Annotated in this window: 16 protein-coding genes; 13 read left to right on the forward strand and 3 right to left on the reverse strand. The window is 44.1% G+C overall.

Translation table 11 applies throughout. The features are described from left to right. Positions 1–3 precede the first annotated feature (3 nt). The 5 genes from JGK36_RS08175 (at position 4) to JGK36_RS08195 (ending at position 7188) form a co-directional block, all read left to right on the forward strand. Positions 4–2937 (forward strand): ATP-binding protein, encoded by a 2934-nt coding sequence (locus tag JGK36_RS08175; protein WP_293196680.1) that lies wholly within the window; start codon positions 4–6, stop codon positions 2935–2937. A gap of 20 nt (positions 2938–2957) precedes the next feature. After that, the gene (locus JGK36_RS08180) at positions 2958–3350 is read left to right on the forward strand and encodes a response regulator (protein WP_293146959.1); all 393 of its coding nucleotides are present in this window, start codon (positions 2958–2960) and stop codon (positions 3348–3350) included. Continuing rightward, positions 3347–4678 carry an adenylate/guanylate cyclase domain-containing protein gene (locus tag JGK36_RS08185; RefSeq protein WP_293178044.1) on the forward strand — a complete coding sequence of 444 codons (1332 nt, stop codon included), beginning with the start codon at positions 3347–3349 and terminating at the stop codon, positions 4676–4678. Before JGK36_RS08180 ends, JGK36_RS08185 begins: the two co-directional genes overlap by 4 nt. A gap of 440 nt (positions 4679–5118) precedes the next feature. Next, the gene (locus JGK36_RS08190; RefSeq protein ID WP_293178047.1) at positions 5119–6564 is read left to right on the forward strand and encodes a response regulator; all 1446 of its coding nucleotides are present in this window, start codon (positions 5119–5121) and stop codon (positions 6562–6564) included. 228 nt (positions 6565–6792) lie between these two features. After that, positions 6793–7188 carry a response regulator gene (locus JGK36_RS08195; protein ID WP_293178050.1) on the forward strand — a complete coding sequence of 132 codons (396 nt, stop codon included), beginning with the start codon at positions 6793–6795 and terminating at the stop codon, positions 7186–7188. Positions 7189–7436: 248 nt separating this feature from the next. Here JGK36_RS08195 and JGK36_RS08200 read toward each other — a convergent pair whose 3' ends face one another. Beyond that, positions 7437–8345: a 4'-phosphopantetheinyl transferase superfamily protein gene (locus JGK36_RS08200; protein WP_293196681.1), complete on the reverse strand. Its 909-nt coding sequence runs from the start codon at positions 8343–8345 to the stop codon at positions 7437–7439. A 1015-nt stretch (positions 8346–9360) separates the two neighbouring features. Here JGK36_RS08200 and JGK36_RS08205 point away from each other — a divergent pair. From JGK36_RS08205 to JGK36_RS08215, 3 genes are all read left to right on the forward strand, one after another. Next, a complete protein-coding gene (locus JGK36_RS08205) occupies positions 9361–12138 on the forward strand; it encodes an ATP-binding protein (protein WP_293196682.1) in 2778 nt (925 codons plus the stop codon). Between the two features lie 132 nt (positions 12139–12270). Next, on the forward strand, positions 12271–12663 hold the full coding sequence (locus JGK36_RS08210) for a response regulator (protein ID WP_293178059.1): 393 nt from the start codon (positions 12271–12273) through the stop codon (positions 12661–12663). Then, positions 12660–13997 carry an adenylate/guanylate cyclase domain-containing protein gene (locus tag JGK36_RS08215; protein ID WP_293178061.1) on the forward strand — a complete coding sequence of 446 codons (1338 nt, stop codon included), beginning with the start codon at positions 12660–12662 and terminating at the stop codon, positions 13995–13997. The genes JGK36_RS08210 and JGK36_RS08215 overlap by 4 nt, the downstream gene beginning before the upstream one ends. A 167-nt stretch (positions 13998–14164) precedes the next feature. On the opposite strand, the gene JGK36_RS08220 is transcribed toward JGK36_RS08215, so the two are convergent. Together JGK36_RS08220 and JGK36_RS08225 are read right to left on the reverse strand one after the other, a co-directional pair. Continuing rightward, entirely contained in the window at positions 14165–15475 is a 1311-nt protein-coding gene (locus JGK36_RS08220; RefSeq protein ID WP_293196683.1) for a dihydroorotase, read from the reverse strand. A gap of 679 nt (positions 15476–16154) precedes the next feature. Next, positions 16155–17504 (reverse strand): histidine phosphatase family protein, encoded by a 1350-nt coding sequence (locus tag JGK36_RS08225; protein WP_293178066.1) that lies wholly within the window; start codon positions 17502–17504, stop codon positions 16155–16157. Positions 17505–17719: 215 nt separating this feature from the next. Here JGK36_RS08225 and JGK36_RS08230 point away from each other — a divergent pair, with 215 nt between their 5' ends. The 5 genes from JGK36_RS08230 to JGK36_RS08250 all read left to right on the forward strand — a co-directional run bounded on the left by JGK36_RS08230 (position 17720) and on the right by JGK36_RS08250 (position 21854). Then, positions 17720–19312, forward strand: coding sequence for a type II CAAX endopeptidase family protein (locus tag JGK36_RS08230; RefSeq protein ID WP_293178069.1), 1593 nt, complete (start codon positions 17720–17722; stop codon positions 19310–19312). Positions 19313–19555: 243 nt separating this feature from the next. Then, on the forward strand, positions 19556–19768 hold the full coding sequence (locus tag JGK36_RS08235) for a hypothetical protein (protein ID WP_293178072.1): 213 nt from the start codon (positions 19556–19558) through the stop codon (positions 19766–19768). Positions 19769–19857: 89 nt separating this feature from the next. Further along, the gene (locus tag JGK36_RS08240; protein WP_293178075.1) at positions 19858–20205 is read left to right on the forward strand and encodes an NINE protein; all 348 of its coding nucleotides are present in this window, start codon (positions 19858–19860) and stop codon (positions 20203–20205) included. Positions 20206–20461: 256 nt separating this feature from the next. Continuing rightward, positions 20462–21166, forward strand: a complete 705-nt coding sequence (locus JGK36_RS08245; protein WP_293178078.1) for a helix-hairpin-helix domain-containing protein — start codon at positions 20462–20464, stop codon at positions 21164–21166. Positions 21167–21383: 217 nt separating this feature from the next. Further along, positions 21384–21854: a DUF29 domain-containing protein gene (locus JGK36_RS08250; RefSeq protein ID WP_293178081.1), complete on the forward strand. Its 471-nt coding sequence runs from the start codon at positions 21384–21386 to the stop codon at positions 21852–21854. Positions 21855–21987: the final 133 nt, after the last annotated feature.

Here is a 21987-nt window from a genome sequence, read left to right on the forward strand (position 1 = left end):
GGTTTGACAGCGACGAATCTGGTTGCTAAATCGGTTTCTCAACTCCTGTGCATCCCAAAGAGAGCGAAATACGGCATGGCGATTTGGGCGGGCCGTCAATTTTTTGCAGGTGGATGTCGCCCGCCTGCAAGTATTTCTGAACTCAAAACAATCCCGATCCTAATTAGATCCAGCACTAACGTTGTGAACAAAACCCCATCTACTGCCACCGAAGCCGCAAAAACTGCTCGCTCCCGAACCCTGCGAACAGTTCTGATAGTTCCCTTCGTCTTGCAACTGTTCGCGGCGGTGGGACTGGTAGGATATCTCTCATTTAAAAACGGACAGAAGGCAGTCAACGAAATTGCCGATCGACTAATGACAGAAGTAGGCAGCCGCGTCCAACAGAATCTCGGTGCTTACCTGACTGTACCCCATCAGGTCAACCAGATCAATGCTGTTGCGATCGAACTCGGCACCCTCAACCTGGAAGATGTACCTGTTTTACAGCGTCATTTTTGGCGGCAGCTTCAGATATTTGACACCCTCACTTTTACCGGTTTAGGATTAGAACAAAGAGACAACTTGGGGGCAGAAAGGCTCGACAACGGATCGCTGACTTGGAGAGTATCGACAGCAGCAAGTAACTATGATTTCCGCACCTATGCCACCAATGAATCCGGCGAAATCGGCGCAGTATTAAACAACAAAATTAATTTTGACCCGCGCACTCGCCCCTGGTACAAAGCTGCGGTAGCTGCTGGTAAACCCACCTGGAGTCAGATTTATCCCAATACGGCTGGCATTACTGCCTATCTCGGCGCATCTATGCCTTTCTACGACAAACAAGGCAAATTGCAAGGGGTATTGCTAACTAATATTAATTTGTCCACCATTGGTAAGTTTTTGCAAAGCTTAAAAATCGGCGAAACTGGACAGGTTTTTATTGTCGAGCGATCCGGAATGTTAGTCGCAACTTCGACAGGAGAAAGACCGTTTCATACCATCAACAAAGAATACGGAGCCGAACGAGTTAAAGCAATTGACAGTAAAAATACTTTCACTCAAACCACGGCTAAATATTTACGAGCTAATTTTAACGAGTTTCAATCTCTGAAAACGGCGCAGTCACTAGAATTTGATGTTGAGGGGAAAAAACAATTTTTACAAGTTCTGCCTTGGCAAGATGACAAAGGATTGGATTGGTTAATTGTGGTGGTGGTTCCCGAAGCGGATTTTATGGCACAAATTAATGCCAACAATACTGCGACTATTTTGTTGTGCGCTGCTGCTTTTGTCATCGCGATAATTGTTGGCGTTGTTACGGCTAGATGGGTGACAAAACCAATTTTATCTTTGAACGAGGCTGCCAAAAATATTGCTAAAGGTGAATGGGGCAAAAGTGTAACGCTCAACCGATCCGATGAAGTCGGGGAACTTGCCAATTCATTTAATAGTATGGCGGCGCAACTTCAAGTATCTTTCACAGAAATGCAAGCTTTGAATGCCGAATTGTCTGAGAGTGAAAGTCGATTAAACCAAATTTTGGAAGCAGTGCCGGTGGGTATATTTGTCGCCGAGTCTAGTGGCAAACCTTACTATGTTAATTCTCGCGCTCAGGATTTATTAGGTACAGGCATCATCGCTAATACTGAGTCAGAACTTCGAGAGATTTATCAAGCTTATCTGGCAGGTACCAACGAACTTTATCCAGCAGACAAAGAACCCCTTGCTAATGCTTTTAAGGGAGCCAGCGTTAACGTTGATGATATGGAAATTCGCCAGTCTGACAGGATTATTCCGATCGAGGTTTGGGGAACGCCCATTTATGATGATAAAGGAAAGGTGAGTTATGCGATCGCAGCTTTTGCCGATATCACCCAGCGCAAACAAGCCGAGAAATTGGTAGCGGAATACAACCGCACTCTCGAAGTCCAAGTCACCGAAAGAACCCAAGAGCTCAAAACAGCCTTAGACAACCTGCAAACCACTCAAGAAGAGCTGATTCAATCGGAAAAAATGGCAGCTTTAGGTCAATTAGTCGCCGGAGTTGCCCACGAATTGAATACTCCTCTGGGCGCAATTCGATCGAGTGCCGGAAGTATGACTACTTTTTTAGAGCAAACCATCACCAATTTGCCCTCACTGTTTCAGTCGCTTTCCCCCGCAGAATCTGAAAGTTTTAACACACTACTGTATCGCTCGCTACAAAAAGATCTGACTTTAACAGCTAAAGAAGAAAGGAAGTTAAAGCGGGCTTTGATTAGTCAACTCGAAGACGAAAATATTGACGAAGCGAATGCGATCGCCGACACTTTGGTAGATATGGGGATTTACGAGGCTGACGACTTTCTGTCTCTGCTGCAAAAGGTCGATCGCGATCGCATCTTAGAAATGGCTTACAAACTCTCCGAAATCCAGCGAGGAACCCAAACAATCAATACCGCAGCCGATCGCGCTTCTAAAGTCGTATTCGCCTTGAAAACCTATGGCCGTTACGACTCATCAGAAACGATGGCTGCATCTAATATAACCGAAGGCATAGAAACCGTACTCACCCTGTATCAAAATAACCTCAAACACAACGTCGAAGTCATCCGCAATTTCCAAACAATACCGCCCGTAATGTGCTATGCAGACCAACTCAATCAAGTATGGACAAATCTGATTCACAACGCCCTGCAAGCGATGGACAATCAAGGCACATTAACTCTGGATATCCTTCAGGAAGGCAACAATATCAAAGTCGGTGTTACAGATAGCGGCGCCGGAATTCCATCCGAAGTAATGCCCAAAATATTCGCTCCATTCTTCACCACAAAACCCCCCGGAGAAGGCAGCGGTCTGGGTCTCGATATAGTCAGAAAAATTATTGACAAACATCGCGGTAAAATAGAAGTTGAATCTGTTCCAGGCCAAACTACTTTTACAGTTGTTCTACCTGTCAATCTCTCCTAAAACTTAGTTAATTAGCAAAAATGTCTAAACCAATTATCCTGTGTGTTGATGACGAAAAAGTAGTTTTAAAAAGTCTGAAAACGCAACTAAAATCTGCCTTTGGGAATGCTTATCTTTACGAGATAGCAGAAAGTCCCGCCGATGCTCTAGAGTTAATTGATGAATTCACTGACGACGAAATCTCAGTTATCTTGATTGTATCGGATTGGTTAATGCCAGGAATGAAAGGAGATGAATTTCTGATTCGAGTTCATCAAAAATTTCCAAAAACAGTAAAAATTATGCTGACCGGTCAAGCCGATGAAGAGGCAGTCAAGAGGGCTTTTGACGAAGCCAACCTCCATCGGTGTTTGCAGAAACCTTGGTCGGAATCAGAGTTGATCGAAACCATTAAAACAGCCTTATCATTATGACCAAACAAGTCATTATTTGCGTTGACGATGAAAAAACAATTCTGAAAAGTCTTAAAACAGAATTAAAAGAAGCTTTAGGCAATACTTATGAGATTGAAATTGCCGAAGGAGGTAAAGATGCCCTAGAGTTAATTGCTGAATTGCTCGAAGACGGCTATGAAATCCCTTTGATTATCTCGGACTACGTGATGCCTGACATGAAAGGCGATGAATTGTTGCGGCTAGTTCACGAAATTTCCCCCAAAACTCTCAAGGTGATGCTGACCGGTCAGGCGACTATTGAAGCGGTAGGAAATGCCATCAAACAGGCAAAACTCTACCGCTACATCGGCAAACCTTGGCAAACTGAAGACTTAAGATTGACTGTGACAGAAGCCGTCCACAGCTACAGTCAGGATAAAAAACTAGCAGAACAAAATGCCGAACTTCGGAAAATCAATCAGGAGTTAGAAGTTGCTCTGTCACAGCAATTAAAATTAACAGAAGCTGCTAAACGCTTTGTGCCGAATGAATTTGTCTCGCTGCTAAGCCACGATAGCTTGAGCGACGTTCGACTCGGCGACAGCGTGGAAAAGGAAATGTCAATATTGTTTTCCGATATTCGGGATTTTACGGCTCTTTCTGAGAGCCTGACACCTCAAGAAAATTTCAATTTTATTAATTCCTATTTGAGTCGAATGGAGCCAAACATTATTAAAAATCACGGCTTTATTGATAAATATATTGGCGATGCAATTATGGCTTTATTCGGTCAGAGTGCCAGCGATGCCGTGAATGCTGCAATTTCTATGTTGCACAGTCTCGCTGAATACAATCAACATCGCATGAGTTGCAGTTACGCACCTATTAAAATTGGGATTGGCATCAATACGGGTTCATTGATGTTAGGAACAGTTGGGTCAACTAACAGGATGGACAGTACGGTGATTGGCGACGCTGTGAATTTAGCCTCGCGGCTGGAAACTATGACGAAAAGTTACGGGGTGTCGATGTTGATCGCTCAAAATACTTTTTTGCAGTTGACCGATCCCAAAAGTTACTCAATCCGAAATATCGGCTGTGTTCGAGTAAAAGGTAAATCGGATTTGATGACAATTTACGAAGTTTTTGATGCCGATCCACCTGAATTGAAAGAGCGTAAGTTAGCAACTTTACCCGTATTTGTCGAAGCACTGTATAATTACGCTGCTGCTAAACATCAAGAAGCGGCAGAACTGTTTGCGGATTGTGTACGCAAGAATCCCCTAGATAGGGTGGCGCAAAATTATCTGCAACGCTGTCACGAAATGCACGCAATATTGCCCCAAAGTAATTCTGACTTTATTTAATATAATAAATTGAATACATTCCGGTCATTACCAACTATAAATGAACCGGAAATAGGAAAGAAAGCTTTGGGTTTGAGTCCATAATCTTATCTCAAGAACCCGGTTTTTTTACTCTCAGAGCGAGAAACCAGGTTCCTTTCAAAAATCCTGGGTTGAGCAACAAAAAATACAGTCATACAGCGGGTTGATGAGCGTCTAGTGCCTAGCAGCGTCCTCTCTTCAGAGAACAGTCTCATACGATTTTCCATTTTCCGATTTGAGATTTGAGATTCGTAATGACTGGCATGAGGGTTGGGATCCTGCATAGAGTCGCATTCTTTTTTTGAACTGGTATCAGTTGAGTGAAAGTCGCGACTATCTTGGCAAATCAGTTGAACTGCGGTAAAATAGTGATTTTAATTGACAGCTCTAAAAAATAACACAAGAGAGTTTAAGCGATCGTGAGCAGCCAGCAAATAGTCCCACCAACGGCGAATATTCTTGTAGTTGACGACACTCCAGCTAATTTGCGCCTTCTCGCTGGGATTTTGACAGAACAAGGGTACAATGTTAGACCCGCACGGGATGGAAACCAAGCTATATCAATTGCCCAAACCATTGCTTTGGATTTGATTTTGCTGGATATTAATATGCCGGTGATCGACGGCTATCAAGTATGCGAAAAGCTCAAAGCGGACGATCGCACTCGCGGCATACCCGTGATCTTCATCAGTGCCTTGAGCGATGTACTGGATAAAATCAAAGCTTTTGGCGTCGGCGGAGTAGACTACATTACCAAACCTTTTCAAGTAGAAGAAGTTTTGGCTCGTGTCGCAACTCACTTGAGTTTACAAAATCTGCAAAACAATTTGCAATCTAAAAATGATGAGCTAGCGGAAACTAATGAGAGATTGAATGCTACTTTGCTAGAATTAAAGTCTACTCAAAACGAACTAATTAATTCAGAAAAAATGGCTGCGTTGGGACAATTAATCGCAGGAATTGCTCACGAAATCAATACTCCATTGGGAGCAATTCGCTCTTCGGCGGGGAACATTTTTAAGTTTTTAGAGCAATCTCTACAGCAGTTGCCTGCACTATTTCAGTCTTTATCTATAGAAGAAGCGGAAATTTTTTTAGCATTAATCAATAGGTCGCTCCAAGAAAAACCCAGTTTCTCTGCCAAAGAAGACCGCAAAGTGAAAAGGCTTTTTATCAGTCAATTTAACTCCGAACAAGTTGCAAAACCCGAGGATTTGGCTGATACGATTGTGGACATGAGAATTTATGACAAAATAGAGCCTTTTTTGCCACTGTTAAAAAGATCTGATAGTTTGTATATCTTAGATAGTGCTTATAAAATATCCGGTATGCAAAGAGGTATGCAAACCATAGCAATAGCAGCAGATAGAGCGGCAAAAATAATATTTGCTCTCAAAGAATACACAGGAGGTCAACCGTCGAGCGATAAGAGTTTAGCCAAGATAGGTGATGGTATCGAAACGGTGTTGACTCTCTATCACAATCAAATCAAAAATCGAGTGAATATAGTGCTGAACCTTCCAGAACTACCCCCTGTACTTTGCTATCCTGACGAACTCAATCAGGTGTGGACAAATATCGTCCACAATGCTTTACAAGCTATGGACTATCAAGGTACTTTAACTATTGACGCGATTGAGGCAGGTGAGCAGATAAAGATTACTATTGCCGATACAGGCAAAGGTATACCGTTGGATATTCAAGAGAAAATATTTGAGCCTTTTTTTACAACAAAATCCTTAGGGGAAGGTAGTGGTTTAGGGTTGCATATTGTTAAACAAATAATTGACAAACATCAAGGTAAAATAGAAGTAAAATCACTTCCCAGACAAACCACGTTTACAGTTTATTTACCGAGGAATTAGTAGCACAAAACTGAAGTCATACCATTTGAGATTTGAGATTTGAGATTTGAGATTGGGAATGACTGATGACTATCAGGGTTTGAATCGCGGGCTTACATTTGCATTCTTTCTTGAAACTGGTATTACGGATCGACGGGTAGCTGTTTCTGCTTTCTTTTTCTCCCAATTCCCAATTCCCAATTTCCAATCTCCAATTCCCAAGTCACAATTTTTAGTGTAAAGAGTAAAATGCCTAAACCAGTAATTTTATGTGTTGATGATGAAATCGCTGTATTGGAGAGTCTCAAAGTGCAACTCAAGTCAGCTTTTGGTACTGAATATTCTTATGAACTGGCCGAAAATGCGATGGATGCTCTAGAAATGCTAGAGGAGCTTACTGAAGAGGAGTCTCAAGTTCTGGTGATTGTATCAGATTGGTTAATGCCCGGGATGAAGGGGGACGATCTGCTGATTTGCATCCACCAAAAATTCCCAAAAATCGTGAAAGTTATGCTAACAGGTCAAGCTGATGAAGCTGCTATTGCCAGGGTAAAAAAGGAAGCAAACCTTCATTCGTGCTTGTATAAGCCTTGGTTGGAATCGGAGTTAATTGAGATCATTAAATCTGGGCTTAAAAAAACTTGAACCCACAAGTAATTATAGGAGGTGATGGTGAGCAAACTACGATCGCAAGTCTGAATTAATATTCCGGGGAAGTATTACTACTTTGCGATCGCACGTCACATCCAAGTCTGGGTCAAACATTTAGGTATTGCACTAAATAACTGTTCGATCCTTCGGACTTCAGTCCTCTCTTTGAAGGTGAAGAAGGACTAAAGTCCTCACTGCGAACCTTTTTAGAAGGACTCGCATTGTTCACTACGAATCATAGCTCAAAACTTCGCTGTCCATTGCCAACAATGAAGTTTCGAGCAATCTCCTGCAACCGCAACAGCCCCGACGATATCTGAACAGGGAATTAATTCAATTAAAGACCATTTCGATGATTCTTCGGGGTTTTGTTCAACATTTAATAGTGCTGCGGGTTCTCCTGGTGTGAGGGTCACATCAAACTCATTCAGGGGAATAGATAATCCTTTTCCGACTGCTTTGATGTAGGCTTCTTTCCGAGTCCAGCAGGCAAAAAAAGCGTGGTTTTGGAGATTTTTGGATAGAGAACGCAGCACGGTGTTTTCTAATGGTGAAAAAAACTTTTCAGCAATCTCTAGACAGGGAAAGTTGGGATTTATTCGTTCAATATCGACGCCAATATCTCGATTTTTGGTAATGGCAATTAGCCCAAGTTCGTGAGAGTGAGACAAATTGAAACGCAGGGTATCTCCACTTTGGGCGACGATGAGAGAGGGTTTGCCGTAGGGGTTGTATTCAAAGCTTAGATGGCTGGGATTTATGTGCAGGTAGCGACTCAGAATTTCTCTCAGCGCACCGCGAGTCACAATAAATTGCGATCGATCTTTTGGAAAGTGAAAACGCTCTGCTTTTGTCTGTTCGTCGGTAGAGAGAGTCTCTGCTAAAGTCCGCACGCAAGATGCCGCTTGAGCCAGAGAGACGCGCCAAACATGAATTTCGTTGATGTCTAATGTCAGGTTTTCTGGTGGGGAATTCCACGAAGGAACAACAGCAGTCATGTATTTGCCCTTTTTTTGGGCTTGGTGGGTCAAAATATCGTCTCTGGCGATGAGACTATCGATCGAACTATGGGGGCTTTGGGCGGTGGAAGTTGTTTGCTTGGCGGATGTGTTTCCCGACGTGAAATCGCCAATTACAAAGGATTCTACCATGAGATGTGCTAATTTTTTGCTTGAGTCTGGCGATCGCACTTGCACGCATCGCACGAGTCTCGATATTATTTTGTATTAGGTAGATTTCACGCCCAGAGCGATCGATCGCACTTTTTTGTTGTCAGCGACCTGAAGAAGGAAAATTTAAGCCAATTGGCTTAAACAATTAAGACAAATTGCTAATGTATGTGTTCCGAAAGACGAATATCTTTATTTCAGCTATCAGGTAAAAAATCCGGAATATTTAGTGTTTGTTTTGCACTCAAAATCCGGATATCCGCTCCCAAGTTCCCTTTTACATAATTACGTTTTTCTGGTTTTTATAGCAAAAATTGTAGCTTTAGGGGGGGGCAAGGATATATTTATTTTTCCTGCGAGCCATCGGGGGCAAAGCTGCCGATCAGCTCGTATTTACAATTTAATAACTTAGGACTCAGCCTAAAAAGTGATTTTACACGCTACTCATAGCCACAAGTAAGGTGATGCACGCCACACCCTACATCTAGAAGTTCTGCGTCGAGGACTGGAACTGCAACAAATTCCCAAATAATCCGGATATTCACTCTATTTGGTTGTAAAATTAATTACAGTTGTTTTCCTTTGATTCGTTTTGTCAAATAAACTGCGATCGTGATAGCAAATCTAAAGGATGTCTGCTTTTTTCTGTATGCGCGATCGCCAGGATAACTGCCTGCGTATTTACAGCATCATTTTTTTGACAGCACTGAGGAAACAGGAAATACTGTCTGGCGATGCTTGCGAGTAGGCATCCAAATTTTTAAGGTGGATGTCGGCCACCTACAGTAGTACCTGTAACTAAAGTCAATCAAGAAGTATTAGATGGGGCGATCGCTGTTGCCGGACGATTTGCTTGCTATAATACAGCAAAAATCGCTTGCGTGCACTACAGCAAGGCCAAATTCACAATCAGGGTGCTGGGATAACAAATCATAACTTGTTGGGTGCAACTAATTAAATCCAGAAAGTGTTTTCTAAGCAACAAGTTTTTCCAAGCATGACTACTCCTTCAAACATCAAATTTTTACAACCAACCAAATCTGCTGGCAGATTAGTGGTAAAAGCAGTTCGCTCCCTCCCTTTGCGAACAGTTCTGGTAGTTCCATTCGTGGTGCAAATATTCGCAGCAGTCGGAGTTGTGGGGTATTTGTCATTTCGCAATGGACAGCAAGCTGTTAACGAAGTTGCTACCAAATTGCAGGAAGAAATTAGCGATCGCATCTCCGAAAGAATCCAAGCATACATGGCATTTCCCCACCAACTAAATCAATTCAAAGCCAATGCTTTTGAGCTGGGGGATCTCAACTTGCAAAACATTCCGCAAATACAGCGCCACTTCTGGAAGCAACTGCAAACTTTTGACACAGTAAGCGTTACGTATATTGCCACTCCAGGCGGAGATTTTATTGCCGCGAGGCGCACTAATGAGGGAAATTTTTTATTGCAAGAACGCACCGAGCTTACAGACGGCAACATGAATTATTATGCTGCTAACAACCGCGGCGAACCAACGAACTTAGTTAAAGTAAAACCTAAATTTGACCCGCGAGTTCGTCCCTGGTACACAGCAGCAACCGAAGCACAAACGGCAACTTGGAGCAAAATTTACGCCGACTTTACCAGCAAAGGATTGGGAATTACAGCGGCGCAACCGTTATACGACGAATCGGGGCAGTTGCAGGCAATTTTAGGCACTGACTTACTATTTTCGCGAGTTAACGAGTTCCTCCAAAAGTTAAAAATTGGCAAATCTGGTCAAACGTTTATTATTGAGCGATCGGGTGAATTAATTACAACATCAACGCAAGATCCAGTATATTTAATCAAAGGTGAAGAGACAGAAAGAATTCAGGCAACTGCCAGCCAAAACGCCACCATCAGCCTCACTACTAAATACCTGCAAGAGCATTTTGGTAACCTCAACAACATTCAGCAAAACCAACAGCTTAGGTTAAAGATTAAAGACCAGCTACAATTCATGCAAGTTACGCCCATAAAAGATGACAAAGGTTTGAACTGGCTGATTGTAGTAATTATTCCCGAATCAGATTTCTTGGAACAAATTAATACCAACAACAAAACTACTGTTTTGCTGTGTATTGCAGCTTTGGCGGCAGCTATAATTGTCGGTATACTAACAGCTAGATGGGTGACAAAACCAATTTTACACTTAAATGAAGCAGCAAAAAATATTACCAAAGGTCAGTGGGGGAAAACTGTAGAAATAAACCGGAATGATGAAGTTGGCGAACTTGCTAACTCATTTCAAACTATGGCACAACAACTGCAATTTTCTTTTGAGGAAATGCAAAGTTTGAATGCTGAATTATCCGAGAGTAAAAGCCGACTCAACCAAATTTTAGAAGCCGTGCCGGTGGGGATATTTGTAGCAGAACCCAGCGGTAAACCCTACTACGTTAATTCTCGGGCTCAATCCTTGCTTGGTAAAGACATGGTTGACGATATTAAATCTGCTGAAATTGGAGAGGTATATCAAATTTATCTCGCCGATAGCGGGGAAATATACCCTCAAGAAAAAGACCCGATAGTGTGTGCTTTTCGAGGGGCAAGTGTCAATGCTGACGATATAGAAATTCACCAGCCAAACAGGACTATTCCGCTCGAAGTTTGGGGAACGCCAATTTATGATGACAAAGGAAAGGTGAATTATGCAATCGCAGCTTTTACCGACATTACCCAACGCAAAGAATCCGAAAAATTAGTAGCCGAATACAACCGCACTCTCGAAGTTCAAGTTACCGAAAGAACCCAAGAACTTAGAACAGCATTAGAAGACCTACAAACCACCCAACAAGAGTTAGTTCATTCAGAAAAAATGGCTGCTTTAGGACAATTAGTAGCGGGAGTTGCCCACGAACTAAATACTCCGCTGGGTGCGATCCGTTCGAGTGCCGGAAATATGAGCAAATTCTTGGGACAAACCCTCTCCAACTTGCCCGAACTTTTTCAATCGTTTTCTCCCGAAGAAGCCGATAACTTCTTCATGTTATTAAATCAATCGCTGCAAAAAGATATAACTTTGACAGCCAAAGAAGAAAGGAAATTAAAGCGAACTTTGGTAGGTCAACTAGAAGATGAAAATATTGACGAAGCCGATGATATCGCGGACACCTTAGTAGATATGGGGATTTATGAAGCGGATGACTTTATGTCTCTGTTGCAAAAACCCGATCGCGAGCTAATCTTAGACATGGCTTACAAACTCACAGAAATCCAGCGAGGCACCCAAACAATTAATACCGCAACGGATCGAGCATCAAAAGTCGTCTTTGCTCTGAAAAATTATGCCCGACACGACTCTTCAGAAGTGATGATTCAATCGGATTTAGTTGACGGCATAGAAACCGTACTTACCCTTTATCAAAACAACTTGAAACACGGGGTAGAAGTATTGCGAAACTTCCAAGAAATTGAACCTGTACTCTGCTACCCCGATCAACTAAATCAGGTGTGGACAAATCTCATCCACAATGCCCTGCAAGCGATGGATAATAAAGGTACATTAACTCTGGATGTTTTTCAAGAAAGCAATCGTGTCAAAGTGGCTGTCACGGATAGCGGTAAGGGAATTCCTGAAGAAGTTATCTCGAAAATATTCCAGCCTTTCTTCACAACTAAGCCACCGGGAGAAGGCACAGGTTTAGGGCTTGATATTGTCAGAAAAATCATTGAAAAACATCGCGGTACAATCGAAGTTGCATCGGTTCCTGGCAAAACGACTTTTACCGTTTCTATACCCGTCAATCCCGGATAACCTCTTTGAGGGTAGGCATTGCTCTTATCGCTTCTGCAACTTGCGTTATGCGTTTTTTTGGGGACAGTGCCTGCCCAACAAACTAGAGGATACACTCAATGGCAAACAAAGAACGGCTGAGAATAAAAAAGTATGTCTAAACCTGTTATCCTGTGCGTTGACGACGAAAAAGTAGTTTTGAAAAGTCTCAAAACTCAACTCAAATCAGCCTTTGGCAATACCTACGTTTATGAATTAGCGGAAAATCCCGCCGATGCTTTAGAATTGATAGATGAATTTAATGATGATGATACAGCGATCATCTTGATTGTTTCTGATTGGTTGATGCCGGGAATGAAAGGAGATGAATTCCTAATTCGCGTTCATCAAAAATTTCCGAATATAGTTAAAGTGATGCTGACAGGTCAAGCAGATGAAGATGCTGTTCAAAGAGCATTTGACGAAGCTGATTTGCACCGTTGCTTGCACAAACCTTGGTCGGAAGAAGAGTTAATTGAAACCATTAAAACGGCTTTATCGCTATGAGCAAACAAGTGATTATTTGCGTCGATGACGAAACTACGGTTCTGAAAAGCCTCAAAGCTGAATTAAAAGATGCTTTAGGCAATACTTACCGGATTGAAATTGCGGAAGGAGGTGAGGATGCTCTAGAGTTAGTTGCCGAACTTATGGAAGACGGAGAAGAGATTCCTTTAATTATCTCCGACTACGTGATGCCTGATATGAAAGGAGATGAATTATTGAGGCGGGTTCATGAAATTTCTCCCAAAACTCTCAAGGTGATGCTAACAGGGCAGGCGACAATTGAAGCTGTGGGAAGTGCGATCAAGCACGCGAAACTCTACCGCTATATCGGCAAGCCTTGGCAAACTGAAGACTTGAAATTGACCGTGACAGAAGCCGTTCACAGCTACAGTCAGGATAAAAAACTAGCAGCACAAAATGCCGAACTGCGAAAAGTGAATGAGAGGTTAGAAATAGCCTTGGAACTGCAATCACAATTAACTAAGGCTGCCAGACGGTTTGTGCCGAATGAATTTGTCTCGCTACTAAGCCGTGAAAGCTTGGTTGATATCAAACTCGGCGACAGCGTGGAAAAGGAAATGTCTGTCTTGTTTTCTGATATTCGGGATTTTACGACTCTTTCTGAGGGAATGACTCCTCAGGAAAATTTCAAGTTTATTAATTCTTATTTGAGCCGCATGGAGCCAACGATTATTGAAAATAACGGTTTTATTGATAAATACATTGGCGATGCAATTATGGCTTTGTTCGGTCACAGTGCCAGCGATGCTGTGAATGCTGGAATTTCTATGCTACACCGTCTCGACGATTACAATCAACACCGCGTTAATGAGGGCTTTGCACCGATTAAAATTGGGATCGGTATCAATACGGGCAACCTGATGCTGGGAACTGTTGGGGGAACAACGAGGATGGATAGTACGGTGATTAGCGATGCGGTGAATTTAGCTTCCCGCGTGGAAACGATGACGAAAAGTTACGGGGTATCGATGTTAATTACTAACAATACTTTTTTACAGTTAAATGTAAGTGAATACCAAAAATATGCAATCAGAAATATTGGTCGAGTTAGAGTTAAAGGCAAATCTGAGTTGGTGACGATTCATGAAGTATTTGATGCCGATCCGCCGGAAGTTAAAGATGGCAAGTTAGCAACTTTTAATATATTTATAGAGGCTTTGTGGAACTATAGTGCGAGCAAACATAAGGAAGCGGCACAACTGTTTGCTGAGTGCGTTCGCAAAAATCCGCTCGATCGCGTAGCACAGAATTACCTGAAACGTTCTCAGGAAATGCAGTCACTATTAACTGAGGGTAAGTCGGATTTTTTTTGATTGTTTATTAGTCCTATCAAATGCGGTTTGATCGTTCGGAGTTTAGTCTTTAAATCCCAATACGCTTGGGATTATAAAGTCCGATCGGCAAAATGAGAGTGAAAAACAGATACGCTCGATTGCTTCGTTCCTCTCGAAGGACAAATCCTAAGCCAAGCGTATTGCCCTTAAACCCAAGTTTGTAGAACTTTTCCGGCTATTTGCTGTCCCAACCAAGGTGTGTTTGCCGATCGCGATTTCAGACTGCGCCCTTCAACCGTCCAAGTCATGAGCGGGTCGAACAAAATCAGCTCAGCAGAGGCTCCCAGCGCCACCTTCGCGGGGGTTTGACCGAGACAAACGGCGGGGCCTGTACTCAACACTCGCCACAGTTCTAAAGCGGAAAATTCACCAGTTTCTACGAGTCCGTGCCATAACAGAGGTAGCGCTAATTCCAAGCCGATCGCCCCTGGGGGACTATCCGCAAAAGCCACGGTTTTTTCTTCGTAAGTACGCGGATTGTGGTCGATCGCGATCGCATCAATCACCCCATCTTTCACAGCTTGAATTAAGGCTAATTGGTCGCTCAGATTGCCTAACGGCGGTTCGAGGTGTAAATTCGGATCGTAGGGAACCGAAGCAGTTAGAGCATTTTTGCCAGCGGAATCTTGAGAGTTTCCTGAGATTGCGCCGACATTTAACAGCAAGTGCATCCAAGTTACACTCGCAGTCACCGGTAAATCCCGCGCTTTGGCATCTCGAATCAATTCCACGCTTCGGGCGGTTGAAACGCGCATGATGTGCACTCTTGTTCCCCCAGATGCCACTAACTCCAGGATTGCCGCCAAAGCCGATGTTTCTGCACTTGCGGGAATTCCTGGTAAACCCAAGCGCACGGAGACTGCACCTTCCCGCGCGGCGCCATTTCCGGCTAAAGTGCGATCGCACGGCCACAAGGCGATCGACTTATGCAAGGGCTGGATATACTCAAGCAAACGCCTCACCAGAGCCGGATTAGACAGCGGGAAACCGTCCGCAAACCCTACTATTGGAGAGGAGGCCAGCTCCCCCAACTCGGCCATCTGCTGCCCTTTAACGCCCGCTGTCAGCGCGCCCCAAAAATACAAGCGGGGTAGGGAGGGCGATAAATTGCGGATGTGTTGTTGCAACAAGGCTAAACCGGCCAAGTTGTCCACAGGTGGGGATGTATCGGGCAAAATTGCTAGGCGGGTAAAACCGCCAGCCGCCGCCGCCTGCATTAAGGATTCTAGGGTTTCTCGTTCCTCAAAACCCGGTTCTCCGCTATGACTGTAGATATCGGCTAATCCTGGCCCTAAAATTAGGCCTCGGCAATCCCGGACTTCTGTGTCGGCGGGAATTTCGGTGATGTTTTCTTGGATTGCTGCGATCTGATTTTCGGTAATTAGAATGTCAGCGGTGCGATCGATCTTTGAAATTGGATCGATTACTCTTATGTTTTGTAGCAGTTCGCGATTCATATAGAAGGAAGAGGGAAGAAGGAAGAAGGAAGAAGGAAGAGGGAAGAGGGAAGAGGGAAGAGGGAAGAAGGAAGAGGGAAGAACGAACCGCGAAGACGCTAAGGACGCGAAGCAAGAGGGAAGAAAGGCAAGGGTTTCTGCAATTGATGTTTCGTGGTTGCTATTAAAATTCAGACTTTTGTCCGGCGAAGCGTGGGGGAGGGTATTGGTATTCGTGTTAACTTAAGCTTTAAACGTGCTATCAATCTACTGTTTGATAATTAGGCCTTCGATCCCCCCGCATTCTTGCCCCCTACTCCCTCTTAAGAAGCAGGGCGGTTTTATTGTCCGAAAAATAAATCTGAAACTACTGAAAGCATCGCTCAAACGTCGGGTGGCGTATTAGACGCAACTGTCATATTAATCAAGGTACGTAGTTGGGCTTGGGCCCTCTTTATAAATACGTCTAAAGAGGGCTGAAGCCCAACTACGTACCTATTTCTATGATGACTATAAAACCACCCTGCCTACTCCCCCTTAAGAAGGGGGGAACCGGAAGCACTCTTGCAGCCCCCGGATAGTCTGAGGACTTTGATAAGGCTCTTGTCCCCCCCCTTAAGAAGGGGGGTTAGGGGGGATCGAGACTACGCTAACAGCGAGATTTATCAAGGATTTTAGACTTAAGTTAACACCTCAAAAATTACAGTGCTCCGGCTGCTGTTTGATCGAAAACACCGCCACTTAAATGAGTTGTGATATTCATCGCCTGCAATACGGGCAAACCATCGGGGCCGTGGGGATAATCAATCACGCTAACCGCGCCGTTTCCTTGTTTGAATTTCCAGAAATGTTCGGGTTCTAAGTTGAATAGGTGGCAGAGAAGGGCTTTGTTGACGGCATCGTGGGCAACTACAATTCCTGTACCGCTAACTGATTTTACAATTTCTCGCCACGCTGCGATCGCCCTTGTCCAAACTTGCTCTAAATTTTCTCCTTCTGGCATTTGCACTTTTTCGGGAGATATTTTCCATTCTTCGAGCAAACCTGGATAGGATGCTTCTATTTCTGATTCAAATTTTCCTTCCCAAAGTCCGTGGCTAATTTCGCGCAATTCGTCGCGGAGTTCGAGTTGCAAATCGCCGTGATATTTGAGAATAATTTCGGCAGTTTCTTTCGGGCGCAGCATGGAACTGCTGATGGCAAAATCTAATTTTACATCCTTAAGAAATTCTGCGGCTTGTCGAGCTTGTTCGCGGCCGTTGTCGTTGAGTGGTACGTCTATTTGTCCTTGAAATTTACCTGCTCTATTCCAGTCTGTTTCGCCGTGACGCACTAGCAACAAGCGCGGGCCGCTGTGTCCGTCCCTCGGTTTGGGGAAGATTTCTCCGGTATGGGCGGTTAAATTCAGCGATTCTAATTGAACAGCAATTTTATTGTTGGACTCTGTTTGTTCATCGGCAGATCCCAAATTGATGACACTAATTCCGCAATTTGATTGTTGAATTGATTGATAGTAATCTGGGGCGATTTCTGAAGCTGTGGCGATTAGGGCGCGGTTGATTCCGTTGTGACCTACTACTAGAATTGTGCCAGAAGTGTGGCGTGATAAAAGTTCTTTCCAAAACTTGCGGGCGCTAGCAAAAACGGCTAGTACCGGAAAGTGTTCGATTTCTCCTTCGGGGGAGGGGATTTTCATGGAAAATTTGTCGGGATGTTGTTGCCATTGCTGATATGCTTCGGGGAATTGGTCGATCGCCTCTTGACGCAGCATTCCTTCCCACAATGGCAAATCGATTTCCATCAATTTATCAGTTGGCTGGAGTTGTGGCGGATTTGTCAAGCGCGACAGGATGATTTCGGCTGTTTCTTTGGCTCGTTGCAGGGGACTTGTATAGGCGGCATCAAAGGTGATACTGCTCAGGATGTCGCCTACTTGCTTTGCGCCGGCGCGGCCTGCTTCTGTCAAAATTGATTTATCAAGGCGGCCTTGGATGCGACGTTCTTGATTGTATGTGCTTTTGCCGTGACGGACTAAGATAATGCGGGTCATTCGATTTTAGATTTTAGATTTTAGATTTTAGATTTAGCCTGTTACTGAGTCCGTGGGTGCTGGTGCGTACCTTACCCAGTCTTCGGGTGCGAGGCGAGTCAAAAAGATTAACCAGTGAAATTTTACCAGGTGGCGGGATACTCTCGGCTGCAACGACCTATGATTAAAGATGGGAAAGAGTTAGACACAGATTTGCGCGGGACGGAAAACCAGGAATGACACTGAAGCGGATAATTTTAGGTATTTTAACGGCGATCGCGATCGCTCTGGTCGGTTTATCTTTACTTGCTAGTTGGAGTGAACCCCAAATCCAAAGCCGGCTGGAACTCTATCAGACAAATTTGCTGCTGCACGCCTCGGAGTGGCAAGGAGAAAATAATCAGGGTGCTAATTTAAGTTCGGCGCGCAACAATATTATCGGTTCCGATCCTCTAAATACGGCTTTAACGCAGTATAAAGACGCGCGAGATTCGACTCAAAAAACTCTCGAAACAACTCAAGCACAATTCAAACAAATTCCGCCGACTCTCGTCTCAAAGTCGGAAAATTCTGCTCTCAAATCGGCACAACAAAAGGCTGTGCAAGAGTTGACAAGCCAACAGTCAGCGCTGCTAAACGAACTTGACTTGCGATTGGGAGTTTTGCAGGCAAGCAGCGGCAAAACGAAGGAGGCGATCCAAACTTGGCAGGGTTTAGTTACGCGGTACAAAACTGAAATTGATGCCGATCCTTCCGTGGTAACTGCTCAGGTTTTAACGGGAATTTGGAGCAATCCGCCTCAACTTTTGCCGGATGCTGAGCCGCGCATTCAAAAGTCTTTGGATGGGTGGTTTCGCTATCGCGCTCTAGCACAACTTTACAAGCTGCAAGAACGTTCTAAAGAGCTGGTGGCGCTGCAAGCAGCAGAGCAAGTAACGGCTGAGCAAGCTATAGAAAAGTTGGCAATTGTTGTTGGCGTTCCGGCTATATCTCTTTGTATCGGCACGGTTTTGCTGGTTGGTTTGAGCGTGCAGTGGCTGTTGCAGCGCCAGCAGTTAGATAAGGCAGGTTCGGGGCCGCTGTTGGCGCGCAATGCCAGCTTGACTTGGGATGTGCCTTGGGATGGCGAGATTGTTTGGCAGGTGCTGGTGGTCGGCTTTTTCTTTGTCGGGCAAATCTTGATTCCCTATTTTTTGCTGCCAGTTTCTCTAGCTGTTCTTAAACTGAACCCTGCTACTTTTGACGGGCGCGAAAAGGCTTTTTATATCTTTGCTACTTATTTGTTGCTGTCGGCTGGCGGGCTTTCGGTACTGTATTTTTCGGTCAAGTCTTTTCTACCTTTACCTGATGGTTGGTTTCGGATAGATTGGCGGGGAAATTGGTTTTTGTGGGGGTTTGGCGGCTATTTTGTGGCTTTGCCTTTGGTGGTTGTGGTGTCGCTGATCAATCAACAATTATGGCAGGGACAAGGCGGCAGCAATCCGATTTTGCCGATCGTCCTTGAAGGTAGGGACAACGTGGCTCTGGCGGTGTTTTTCGGCACTGCTGCGATCGCCGCTCCGGTTTTTGAGGAAATCGTGTTTCGGGGCTTTCTACTGCCTTCTCTGACTCGCTATTTGCCTGTTTCTGGGGCGATCGCAGCTTCGGCTTTTTTGTTTGCGGTGGCTCACTTGAGTGTCTCTGAGATTCTGCCTTTGGCGACTTTGGGCGCGGTGTTGGGGTTTGTGTACACGCGATCGCGCAATCTCCTCGCCCCCATGCTTCTCCACAGTCTTTGGAATAGCGGAACTCTCTTGAGTCTGTTTCTTTTGGGCGGCAGCGCGGGTTAATTCGGGCGGTTGTTAATAATTGTGAATAAACCGGGCTTTTGTGACATCTATCGGCATTGTCTGCTGAGGTGGAATTTGGCGATCGCCCGGTCGCTGACTTTAACGGAAAAACTTGCTTTAACATTGAAGTAATATCTTGTAGGTCGATCGATGTCAGGTTAGCCCGGGCGATCGCACCCAACCGAGCGTGACCATTCTGCTAATTTTTATGTTAAATTTAAGTAAGGATGAGGTTTCAAACCAATGAGCAATTTCAACAGCCACAAGTTAGAGAGAACGCCAAGTTGGATGCGTTTCGCACCCTACGCAGCCCTAGGCATTTTAATATTTTCTGTCAATTCCGGTAGCGAACTCAATTATTTCTTGAGAGGCTACTCAGTCATTCTACAGGCTCAAGCCGGTATAGTTCTGCTGTATTTTGCGATGTCCAAGTTTCGCAAAAACCCAAATAAATGAGTAAAAATTAGAATTAGTAATATTGCTTGCCTCGATCGCATTCGTTGTCTATCGCGTTCGTTAAAATAAAAAACTGGGGAAAGGGAAAAATGGTAAAAGATAAAACCGTAGCAGTTGTGTTAGCTTTCTTTATCGGAGGTTTCGGAGGCCACAAATTTTATTTGGGCAACAATGTAGCAGGAGTATTCTATTTGCTCTTTTCGTGGACATTAATTCCCTCACTGATCGCATTTTTCGATTTCATTGGGCTGCTGCTGATGTCGGAACCAGCTTTTAATGCACAGTACAATGGCGGAATGTTGCCGTCTGGGTATGCCCTCAGAGGGGCAAAAGATGTCACAGGGGCGATCGCAGAATTGAAAGGACTTTACGATATGGGCGCAATTACCGCCGAAGAATATGAAGAAAAACGCCAAAAACTGCTGCGGGAATTGTAGTTAAGAAGGAAGAAGGAAGAAGGAAGAAGGAAGAAGGGAAGCCACTATCAAAAGGCTGGGATTTACACAAGAGTCAAATATAAACCAATACGCTTCAGTTAAGCCCGGAGATCCCCCCTAACCCCCCTTGCAAAGGGGGGGACAAGATATTCTCTTTCGTCCCCCTTCTTAAGGGGGATTTAGGGGGATCTCCGGGGAAGAAACATTTTTAAGTGAACCGTATTGAAATCTAAAGTCGAGCGAGGATAGAACTAAAGTGTCTCAAGATTTATACTGGCTGCGTCAAACTCCAAACTGGGTGTGGTATTCTTTTATTCCGTATTTTGGCGGATTGGCGATCGTCTATGCAGGGCAAAAAACAAATATTCGCAGTTGGATGGGATGGGGTGTTTGCTTTACTTTAGCAGCACTAGCGCTATCTTCTTCAGCTAATTTCGGCACCCTCGTTTGGATAGCTCAAATTGTCACAGCCTTTGCTTTGAAAAAGCGCTATCTGATCAAAACCGCACCCAGAGGCTTGCTGGTTCCTGCAACTGCGACAAATGCCGAAGAACTAGCCAACGTGCGCGGCAAAATAGATATTAACGAGTGTACCAAAGATGATATGGTCAGAATCTTGGGTTTGCCGATCGTCTACGCTAACGATATTGAATCTTTGCAAAACGAAGGCTACCTTTTTACCCACGCCGAAGAGTTATCGGAAATCGCCGGAGTACCCGAAAGTCACGTCAGACGCATCGCCCCGATGATTTGCTTTAGCTACAATTATCAAAAAGAATCGCAGTTTACTTGGAAGCGGTTAAACATTCTTTCGCCGTCAGAGTTGATCGAAAGCGGTTTAGATGGGGTTGTGGCTGAAAAAATAGTTAGAGAAAGGCAAAGCAAAGGCGCGTACAAATCAGTTGTTGATGTCAAGCGGCGGACGGGACTGCCTTTTGATTCCTACCGCCATATTTGTTGATTTGTTAATTGGTAGTTGTTAAGCTGTTGTGGATTTAATTTTTATTTTGAGGGCGGGCGAGAAGCCCACCCCACAAGAGTTTGATGCACGCAGACCTCAGAAACCCGGTTTCTGACTAGATTTCTTGTGACTCGACCCAAAACTCGTAGAAACCGGGTTTCTTGCTCCCCATGCGTCAGCAATGAAAGTGTCCAAATTGTTGAATTAGGAACAGCTTATGACAACAAAATTAGAAGTTGACCGACATAAATTGTATGATACCGATTACCTCAGATGGATTGAAACCACTGTGGAAAAGTTGCGGTCTCGCGACTACTCAAATATCGATTGGGAAAACTTGATTGAAGAAATAGAAGACATGGGCCGAAGTGAACGCAGGAGTTTGGAAAGTAATCTTGTGGTAATTATCCTGCACTTGCTGAAGTGGCAATTTCAACCCGATCGCAGAAGCGGTAGTTGGAAAGCTAGCATTGCTGAACACCGTAGACGTATTCGCAAAGCTGTGAAAGATTCCCCCAGTCTAAGACCATATCTGGAAGAGGTGTTAGCTGAATGTTATGCGGATGCAGTAGAACAAGCAAGTGCTGAAACTGGGTTGTCGATAGAGACGTTTCCGCAATTGTCCGTTTATACTTCTACTGAGGTTCTAGATTCCAACTTTTTGCCCGATGAAATAATCTCAAAGTAGCATCGTCTGAAAATCCGATCGCCAGATCGTAATTAATCCCATATCAAAAAATATAATACCCAGATTTCCGACAACTTCTCCCAAGTCAGGGATCTAAAAAATTGTGGACTAGACAATGCTTGGAATATTGGTG

This window comes from Microcoleus sp. PH2017_35_SFW_U_B, assembly GCF_020737865.1.
Classification (GTDB): Bacteria; Cyanobacteriota; Cyanobacteriia; order Cyanobacteriales; family Microcoleaceae; genus Microcoleus.